General features: G+C 76.1%; 8 protein-coding genes and 2 pseudogenes. 3 read left to right on the top strand and 7 right to left on the bottom strand.

Going from position 1 to position 7951, the window contains the following annotated elements; genetic code table 11:
- The 3 genes and pseudogenes from ACFVFS_RS39980 to ACFVFS_RS39990 form a co-directional block, all read left to right on the top strand.
- A pseudogene (locus ACFVFS_RS39980) lies at window positions 1–340 on the top strand (hypothetical protein); the annotation flags it as partial.
- Between the two features lie 82 nt (window positions 341–422).
- On the top strand, window positions 423–815 hold the full coding sequence (locus ACFVFS_RS39985; protein WP_380629998.1) for a roadblock/LC7 domain-containing protein: 393 nt from the start codon (window positions 423–425) through the stop codon (window positions 813–815).
- A 125-nt stretch (window positions 816–940) separates the two neighbouring features.
- On the top strand, window positions 941–1315 hold the full coding sequence (locus ACFVFS_RS39990; RefSeq protein ID WP_380629999.1) for a hypothetical protein: 375 nt from the start codon (window positions 941–943) through the stop codon (window positions 1313–1315).
- On the opposite strand, the gene ACFVFS_RS39995 is transcribed toward ACFVFS_RS39990, so the two are convergent.
- The 7 genes and pseudogenes from ACFVFS_RS39995 to ACFVFS_RS40025 all read right to left on the bottom strand — a co-directional run.
- Window positions 1284–1769 (bottom strand): DUF6188 family protein, encoded by a 486-nt coding sequence (locus ACFVFS_RS39995; RefSeq protein ID WP_380630001.1) that lies wholly within the window; start codon window positions 1767–1769, stop codon window positions 1284–1286. The two genes, ACFVFS_RS39990 and ACFVFS_RS39995, sit on opposite strands and share 32 nt — an antisense overlap.
- Window positions 1770–1825: 56 nt before the next feature.
- Window positions 1826–2986, bottom strand: a complete 1161-nt coding sequence (locus tag ACFVFS_RS40000; protein ID WP_380630003.1) for an NUDIX domain-containing protein — start codon at window positions 2984–2986, stop codon at window positions 1826–1828.
- 336 nt (window positions 2987–3322) lie between these two features.
- A complete protein-coding gene (locus tag ACFVFS_RS40005) occupies window positions 3323–4255 on the bottom strand; it encodes an SGNH/GDSL hydrolase family protein (RefSeq protein ID WP_380630005.1) in 933 nt (310 codons plus the stop codon).
- 92 nt (window positions 4256–4347) lie between these two features.
- Window positions 4348–5496: a glycosyltransferase gene (locus ACFVFS_RS40010; RefSeq protein WP_380630007.1), complete on the bottom strand. Its 1149-nt coding sequence runs from the start codon at window positions 5494–5496 to the stop codon at window positions 4348–4350.
- The gene (locus ACFVFS_RS40015; RefSeq protein ID WP_380630009.1) at window positions 5493–6770 is read right to left on the bottom strand and encodes a glycosyltransferase family 4 protein; all 1278 of its coding nucleotides are present in this window, start codon (window positions 6768–6770) and stop codon (window positions 5493–5495) included. The genes ACFVFS_RS40010 and ACFVFS_RS40015 overlap by 4 nt, the downstream gene beginning before the upstream one ends.
- A gap of 171 nt (window positions 6771–6941) precedes the next feature.
- Window positions 6942–7133, bottom strand: coding sequence for a YegP family protein (locus ACFVFS_RS40020; RefSeq protein ID WP_376090661.1), 192 nt, complete (start codon window positions 7131–7133; stop codon window positions 6942–6944).
- Between the two features lie 266 nt (window positions 7134–7399).
- A pseudogene (locus ACFVFS_RS40025) lies at window positions 7400–7828 on the bottom strand (tyrosine-type recombinase/integrase); the annotation flags it as partial.
- Between the last annotated feature and the right edge of the window lie 123 nt (window positions 7829–7951).

Genomic DNA, 7951 nt, shown 5'->3' on the forward strand with positions numbered 1-7951 from the left:
CCATGCGGACGGGCGGAGAACCCCGGCGGAGCTGGCCCGGCTGCTCGGGCGCTCCGCGTTCGCGACCACGGCGGACGTCCGCCGGCTCGCCTCCGTGGGCCTGCTGACCGGTCCCGACACCGGATGCGCGGCCGCCACGGCCGCCACGCCGGGGACGCCCGGCGGGGTACCGGCGCCCCGGGACCCGGGCGGGCTGCACCGGCGGGTCCCCGGCGCGGCGCTCGCCGCCCTGACCGGCGAACGGGGCGGGCCGGACCCCGTCGCCGTTCCGCCCACCGACACCCACCCGGACATCGCGCTGCTGATCCGGGTCCGAACCCTTCTGGAGGCCCGACTTTGAACCACGCTCCGCCCGCGACCCCGCCCTCACGGACATGAGGCGAGCGCTCAAGCAGCGTGTCGGAAGGAGACAACTGATCGCCTTGGAGACCGAGCTGCTGGCCGAACTCCGCGCCATCAGGCACCGGTTGCCGCACCTCGCGGGCGGCCTGGTGGCCAGTGTGGACGGACTGCTGGTCGCCCACGACACCCACGGGACCGAGCCCTCGGGCCTGGCGGCGATGACGGCCGCCTCGCTCAGCCTGGCGCAACGGCTCGCCGACAGCACCGGCCAGGGCGAGTTCCGGGAGTCGCTGGTCCGCGGTGAGAACGGCTACGTCGCCACCTACGCGGCCGGCGGCAGCTGCGTGCTCACCCTGCTCGCCCACCCGGAGGCGAACATCGGCCGCCTGCACCTGGAGGCCCGCCGCTCCGCCCAGCGCATCGCCGCGCTCCTCAACGACACGCTGCTGCCCAAGGACGCCCGGGAGCTCTGACGGGCCCGGCCGGCCGCCCCGCTCCCCTGAACCACCGCATCGACCTACCGACTCGCCGATCCACCGACTCGCCGATCCACTGACTCATCGACTCATCGACTCACCGACGAACTGGAGACCCCGAGATGACCGACGCCGCAGGCGCGCTGAAGCAGGCCATGACCGCGATCGAGGGCGCCATCGGCGCGGCCCTGGTCGACTACAACAGCGGCATGGCGCTCGCCACCCTCGACGGCCCCGGCGGCCTCGACCTCAACGTGGCCGCCGCCGGGAACACCGACGTGGTCCGGGCCAAGATGCGCACCATGGACATGCTGGGCCTCAGCGACGGGATCGAGGACATCCTCATCACCCTCAGCAGCCAGTACCACCTGATCCGCCCGCTCACCAGCCGCAGCGGCAAGGGCCTGTTCCTCTACCTGGCGCTCGACAAGGGCCGGGCCAACCTGGCGATGGCCCGCCACCAGCTCACCAGGATCGAGGCCGACCTGGAGGTCTGAGCGCGCCGGGCTCCCCGGTGCAGGAGACCTCGCCGCCGGGGAGCCCCGCGCAGACCGTGCCGTCGGGCGTGACCACGCGCCACGGTGCGATCAGCGCGTGCGGCGGGACGGACAGCGTCCCGCCGCCCCGGCCGTCGTGGCCCTCACGGCCGTCCCCGCCGGTGAAGGCCAGCTCCAGCCCTCCGGCCGGGGTGATCCGGGCGGAGCCGACCGTCCGGCCGACCAGAGCGAGCAGTGGTCCGGTGGGCCGGAAGGTCAGCGCGGGGTAGAAGAGGCCGACGCCCGTCGGCCCGGTGACGCGGAACTCGTGCGCGACCCGGACGGTCACCGGCCCGTCGAGCACGAGGTCGAGCCGGTCGCCGCCGCGGACCGCGGTCACCCGGCGACCGGCCAGGACGGCCCCGAGGCCGTCCCCGGCGCTCGTCGTGCGCTGCGTGTTCTGCGTGTTCTGCATGCGGCCAGTGTGGACCGGCGGGACGCCGCCTGTCCCGTCCTCCGGCGCGGGCACACTCAGCCGGCCGGGTACCCGCCGACCAGCTCGGCCGGGCCGCCCGGCCGGTCCCGCGTCGCCAGCGCGGCCGACGTCCGGGCCCAGGACGCCGGTGTCAGCAGCGCCCGCGCCTCCACCGGGTCGCAGAGCCGCCACTCGACCAGCTCCTCCTCGGCCAGCACGATCGACGCGAACCGCTCGTCCGCCACCGTGCCGCCGTCGAACAGGTACACCAGTACGGCGGTCTCCCGGTCCGCCGCCGGGTCCGCCGCCCGGCCGGGCAGCCAGTCCAGCGCCAGCAGCCGCCCCGGCTCGCAGGACCAGCCCAGCTCCTCGCGCACCTCGCGGCGGGCCGCCGCCCGGGGCAGCTCCCGGTCCGCCTCGATGCCGCCGCCCGGCAGCGTCCAGTACGGCACCTCGCCGCCCGGCAGGTCCCACGGCCGCTGCCGCACCAGCAGGACGCGGCCCGCCCGGTCGGTGAACACCGTGCGGGCCTTGGCCCGGATCCGCGGCAGGCTCGCGATGTACGCCGCCCGGTCCAGCAGGGGCGGGGCGTCGGCCGGCGGCGCGGGGTCCGCCTCGCGGGGCCAGTGCTCGGACAGCTCCGACAGCCCCGCCTCGCCCGTGTACGCGGGGGCCGGGACGGACGACAGGTGGTCGAGCGAGTGCCCGACCGGCTGCCCGTCCTCCAGCTCCAGCGGTGCGGCCGCGCGGGGCGCCCGCAGACAGGCCGTCACCCGCCGGGAGAGCCGCGGCGGCAGCGCGCGACCCGCCTGGTCGGGCGTCAGCCACGCCCAGCCGCCGACCTCGGCACGGTCCGGGGTGAACGCCGCCGCCTGCTCCGGCGTCAGCGGTTCGGCCCAGTAGAGGTGGGCGGCGATCGGCGGGCGGTGGTGGTCCAGCGTCCAGTCCAGGCAGGCCAGCGCCCCGAGCCGGGGCGTGAACCCCAGCTCCTCCTCGATCTCCCGCACCGCCGTCCGGCGAGGCGAGCCGTCCTGGGGATCGCAGCCCCCGCCCGGCACGGCCACCGGACGCTTCCGGTCGTACGGCAGCCGCACCAGCAGCACCCGCCCCCGCGCGTCCGGGAACAGCACTCCGGCCGCCGCCAACAACTCCCGCCCCGAACCCGCCACGACCACGATCCGCACTCCCTCCGCCGCACTGTCCGGAGCTGAGGACACCCCGCCCCACCCCTCCGGTTCCCCACCCGCCGCAAGCCACCCGGGGCCGGGGTGTTTCGGTCGGTCCTGCCGCTCCCGTGCTCCGCTCGCCGCCGGCCCACCTTTGCGCGCCGCCGGGGTGCCCCGCCCTCCGTGTGGCGGCCCGGTCCGATGGCCGCAGGTCCGGGACGGCGTGCTGTAGGCGTCCGGCGACGTCCAGGGTGGAGTGGGACGTCGGTGTGGCCGACTTCCTGCTCTGCTGGCGGGTGATTGCGGCCCAGGACTGTGGGCGGGTGGGAGTGTCCCGCCTCGTACCGGTGGAGTGAGAAGTCGATGTCGCCGACTTCCCGCTCCCGCCTACTCCGCCGCCTCGGGAGGGAGGGTGGCGAGGGCGGTGGTGGTGGCGTGGGCCATCCGGCGGTCCTGGTGGTCGGTGGTGCCGCGGAGGCGGGCGTAGCCCTCGACGGCGGCGAGGGCGACCAGGCCCGGGAGCAGGTCGGTGCTGCGGTCGGCGACCCAGCGGGTGCCCTTGGTCGCCATCCACCAGACGTCGGCCAGGGTGCCGGGCGGCGGGTCGGCCGGTTCGGGGGCGGGGGCCGGGCCGAGCGGGCGGCCGGCGGCGGTGAGCAGGTCGTGGAAGCCGCGGGCGATCAGGTGGTGGCCCTCGGCGCTCGGGTGGAGGCGGTCGACGCTGAGCAGCCGGCGCTCCGCCGTCCAGGGCAGCTCGGCGATGTGCAGGTGGACGGCCCCGTGGCGGGCGGAGAGCGCGTGCACCACGGTGTTCACCGCGCGCATCCGCCGGGCCAGCGGCCGGGCGAGCGGGCGGGGCAGGCGCAGCAGGGCGCCCGGGTCGGGGAGGCAGGCGGTCAGGACCACCGCGCCGCTGTCGGTGAGCCGGCCGAGGACGGTGTCCAGGGCGAGGGTGGTGCGGCTGACGTCGAAGCCGGACCGCAGGGTGTCGTTGCCGCCGGCCACCACGGCGGCGACCTGCGGCCGCAGATCGAGCGCGGCGGGCAGCTGCTCCGTCGTGAGGTCGGTGGTGAGCGCGCCGCTGCGCGCGAGGTTGGTGAAGTCGACCCCGCTCTGCGGCGGGGCCAGGGACCGGGCGAGCAGGGCCGCCCAGCCGCGCCAGCCGTCGGCGATCGGGTCGCCGATGCCTTCGGTGAGCGAGTCGCCGAGGGCCACGAACCGGACCGGTTCGCCGGTCCGCCGCGCGCCCCCGGGGGTTGCGCCGTGCGCGGCATCCGGTACGGTGCCGCCTCCTCCGTCCACTGTTGTGATGGTGCTCATCGGATCTCCCACCCGTCCGTGCCGTTCCGTGCCGTTCTGTGCCGTTCCGTTCTGTGCCGTGCCGCCCTGAGGTCCGGCCCCGGTCCCCGGCCTCAGCGGGCGGTGACGGGCGCCGCGCCGTGGGCGGCGAGGAAGCCCGCCACGGCTGTGGGCCAGCCGTACCGTTCGGCCTGGGCGCGAGCGGCGGCGCGCCGGGCGGGTTCGGGGCGCGCGAGGAGTTCGCGCACCGCCTCCGCGAACCCCTCGCCGGTCGGTTCGGCGGCCGTGCCGGCCGTGCCGATCAGCTCGGGCAGGGCGGAGCCGCGGTGGACGGCGACCGGCGTGCCGCAGGCGAGCGCCTCCAGCGCGGCCAGCCCGAAGGTCTCCACCGGCCCCGGCGCCAGCACCGCGTCCGCGCAGCCGAGCAGTCGGGCGACGGCCGCGCGCCCGGCCAGGTGTCCGAGGAGGTGCACCGGCAGCCGCTCCCGGGCGGCCCGGGCGGCCAGCCGCGACCGCAGCGGACCGGTGCCGGCCACCGCCAGCACCGCCTCGACCCCGGTGGACCGGAGCGCGGCCAGGGCGTCGAGGGCGAGTGCGGGGCGCTTCTCGGGGGCGAGCCGGGAGCAGAGCACCAGCAGCACCTGCCCGGGGGCCGCGTACCGGGCCCGCTCCGCCGCCCGGTCGGCGGCGGAGGGCGGGGACATGGCGGCGAGGTCCACGCCGAGCGGGGCGCGCGCGAGGTTCCGCACGCCCAGGCGGCGGAACTCGGCGGCGGCCCAGTCGGTCGTGCAGATCACCGTGTCGTACGACCGGGCGGTGCGGGTGTTGAGCCGGTTCGCGGCCGCGTCGGCGACCGGGCCGGGCGCGCCCCAGGTCCGCAGCACGCCGACGGCGCTCTCGTGCGACACCATCGCCGCGCGCACCCCGTGCCGTCGGGCCCAGGCGCCGGTCCAGCGCAGGGTGGTGCGGTCGGAGACCTCCAGCCGGTCGGGGGCGAGCCGTTCGAGTTCGGCGGCCACCGCCCGGCGGTCGGTGAGCAGCCGGTAGCCGCCGCTGCCGGGGACCACGGGGCCGGGCAGCGTGACGACCAGCCCCTGTTCCTCCTCCTCGACGGCGCGCCGCCTCCCCGGCACGACGAGCACCGGGGTGTGCCCGGCGGCCCGGTAGCCCGCGCCGAGGTGGCGCAGTGCGGTGCGCAGTCCGCCGGAGACGGGGCTGACGAAGTTCGCCACCCGGACGATCCGCAGCGGTCCGGTGGTCATGCGGGCAGTTCCTCCGTCAGCGGGGCGGTCGGTTCGGGGGATCCGGTCGGCCCGGGGGAGCCGCTCCGCCCGGGGGCGGCCGCCGGCTCGCCCGGCGCGGGCGCCTCGACCAGCGGTGCCTCCGCCACCCCGCGGTGCTCCGCGAGCACCTCGGCGTAGTGCCGCAGCAGCAGGTCCCCGACCGCCTCCCAGGTGCGGGCGGTCACCTCGGCGCGCCCGGCGCGCCCGTAGGCGGCCCGCAGCTCCGCGTCCCCGGCCAGGTCGGTCACCGCCCGGGCCACCGCCGCGCCGTCGCGGGGCGGGACGAGCAGGCCGGTGCGGTGGTGGGCGACCAGGTCGAGCGGGCCGCCGGCGGCCGGGCCGATCACCGCCACCCCGCTGGCCATCGCCTCCTGGATGGTCTGGCAGAAGGTCTCCAGCGGCCCGGTGTGCACGAAGACGTCCAGGGTGGCGAAACATCGGGCCAGTTCCTCGCCGGTGCGCCGGCCGAGGAAGACGGCGCCGGGCATCGCGGCCTTCAGCCCGGGCGCGGACGGCCCGTCGCCGACGATCACCACCCGCACCCCGGGCAGCGTCGCGGTCTCGGCGAGCAGGTCGACCCGCTTCTCCGGCGCGAGCCGTCCGACGTAGCCGACCAGCAACTCGCCGCCGGGGGCGAGCGCCCGGTGCAGCGCCTCGTCGCGGTGGCGCGGGTGGAAGCGGACCGAGTCCACGCCGCGCGGCCACAGCTGGACCCGGGCGACCCCGTGCGCGGTGAGGTCCTGGGCGGCGGGGGTGGAGGGCGCGAGCGTCCGGGCGGCGAGGCCGTGGACGGCGCGGATCCGGTGCCAGGCGGCCGCCTCACCGAGCCCGCGCCCGGCCCGGTAGGCGTGCGCGTACCCGGCGAGGTCGGTCTGGTAGACGGCGACGACGGGGACGCCGAGCCGGGCCGCGACCTGCGCGCCGCGCGCGCCGAGCACGAACGGGCTGGCCAGGTGGACGAGGTCGGGCCGGTGCCCCCGGATCGCGGCGGCCAGTCGCCGGCTGGGCAGCGCGATCCGGACCTGCGGGTAGCCGGGCAGCGGGACGGAGGGGACGTGCACCACCGGCAGCTCCGCCGGGACGCCGCCGGCGCCGAAGGTGTGCGAGGGACTCTGCGCGCCGCGCGCGGGCGCCGGGGTGACGACGAGCGGCTGGTGCCCCCGGCGGAGCAGGTGCTCGGCGGTCCGCAGCACGCTGTGGGCGACGCCGTTGACCTCGGGGGGAAAGGATTCGGTGACGATGACGACACGCATGCCTGTGTTCTGTCCGCGCCCGGCGTGCACGCGGCCAAAGGGATCTGTCGTACAAACGAACGCGGGTCGGCGAATTGTCCCGCCGACCCGCGTCCTGCCCGGCCGTGCCCGTCCTGCCCGGCCGTGCCCGTCCTGCCCGGTCGTGCCCGGTCCCGGGCGCGGCCGAAGTCCTCAGGCCGGTCCGGCGGCCGTCTCCTTCAGCTCCGCGTAGGGCGCGAGCCTGCGGATCGACTCGATGCTCTTCAGGCAGTCGTCCCGGTTCTCCTCCGGGTCGCCCGTCACCACGATCGATCCGTTGCTCGCCTTGAGCCGGAACCGGTGCATGCCGCTCTCATCGGTGTACAGCTCGAACTTGCCTGCCATGGAACTACTCGCCTCTCTCTCAGGGGCCCCCTCTCCAGGGACGCTATGGTCAATCCCCTTGAACTGCATGCCAGATGCGTTCTTCGAGTGGCAGCCGTGAGGCCGAACGGGGGACTCCGACGGGGGCGGCGAGGGCATGCTTGGGGACGTAGTGGGGACGTTGGGGCGGTGAGGACATGGTTCCCCAGGCACTCGGAAGCCTCCGGAAACACACAGCGGGCGGTGGCGGCCTTCGACCGCCACCGCCAGGGAGCGACGTGAACCGGCTACGCAGGGATCGGCTGCTGAGATGCCTTCCTCGATCGGGCTCGGCGTAGGGCCGTGAGGCGACCGGAGCCGGGTCGCAGATCAGGCAGACCGCTGGTCAGGGGGGTGTCGGGAGCCGATGGGGTGGCAGGCGTCGGTGCGACCTGTGGCCGCCCGGCGCGGGGGACGACCGATAGTGCGGCTTCTGCCTGCGCTCGCTTGTACTCGGGGAAGACGTTTGTGTAGATGTCCATGGTGATCTGGATGCCACTGTGCCCGAGCTGCTCAGAGATGGCCTTGGGGTCAGCGCCGCCGGCATGGGCGATGCAGGCGGCGCCGTGCCGGAGCCCGTGGAGCGAGATCGGAGGCAGTTCCGCATGCTCCACCAGGCGTTTGAAGAGCTTGGTGAGGTAGTCGGGGTGGTAGCCGCTTCCGTCCTCGTGTGTGAAGACGAGTCCGGTGTCTACCCAGGCTTCGCCTAGCTGTTCTGACCCGTGAGGTTGGGGACGCGGCTGGCGGGTGGCTTGCCTGCGAGTGCGGTGTGTCCGCGGTGGTGATTGTAGGTGTGGAGC

The sequence above is a fragment of the Kitasatospora sp. NPDC057692 genome, assembly GCF_042799475.1.
Lineage (GTDB): Bacteria > Actinomycetota > Actinomycetes > Streptomycetales > Streptomycetaceae > Kitasatospora.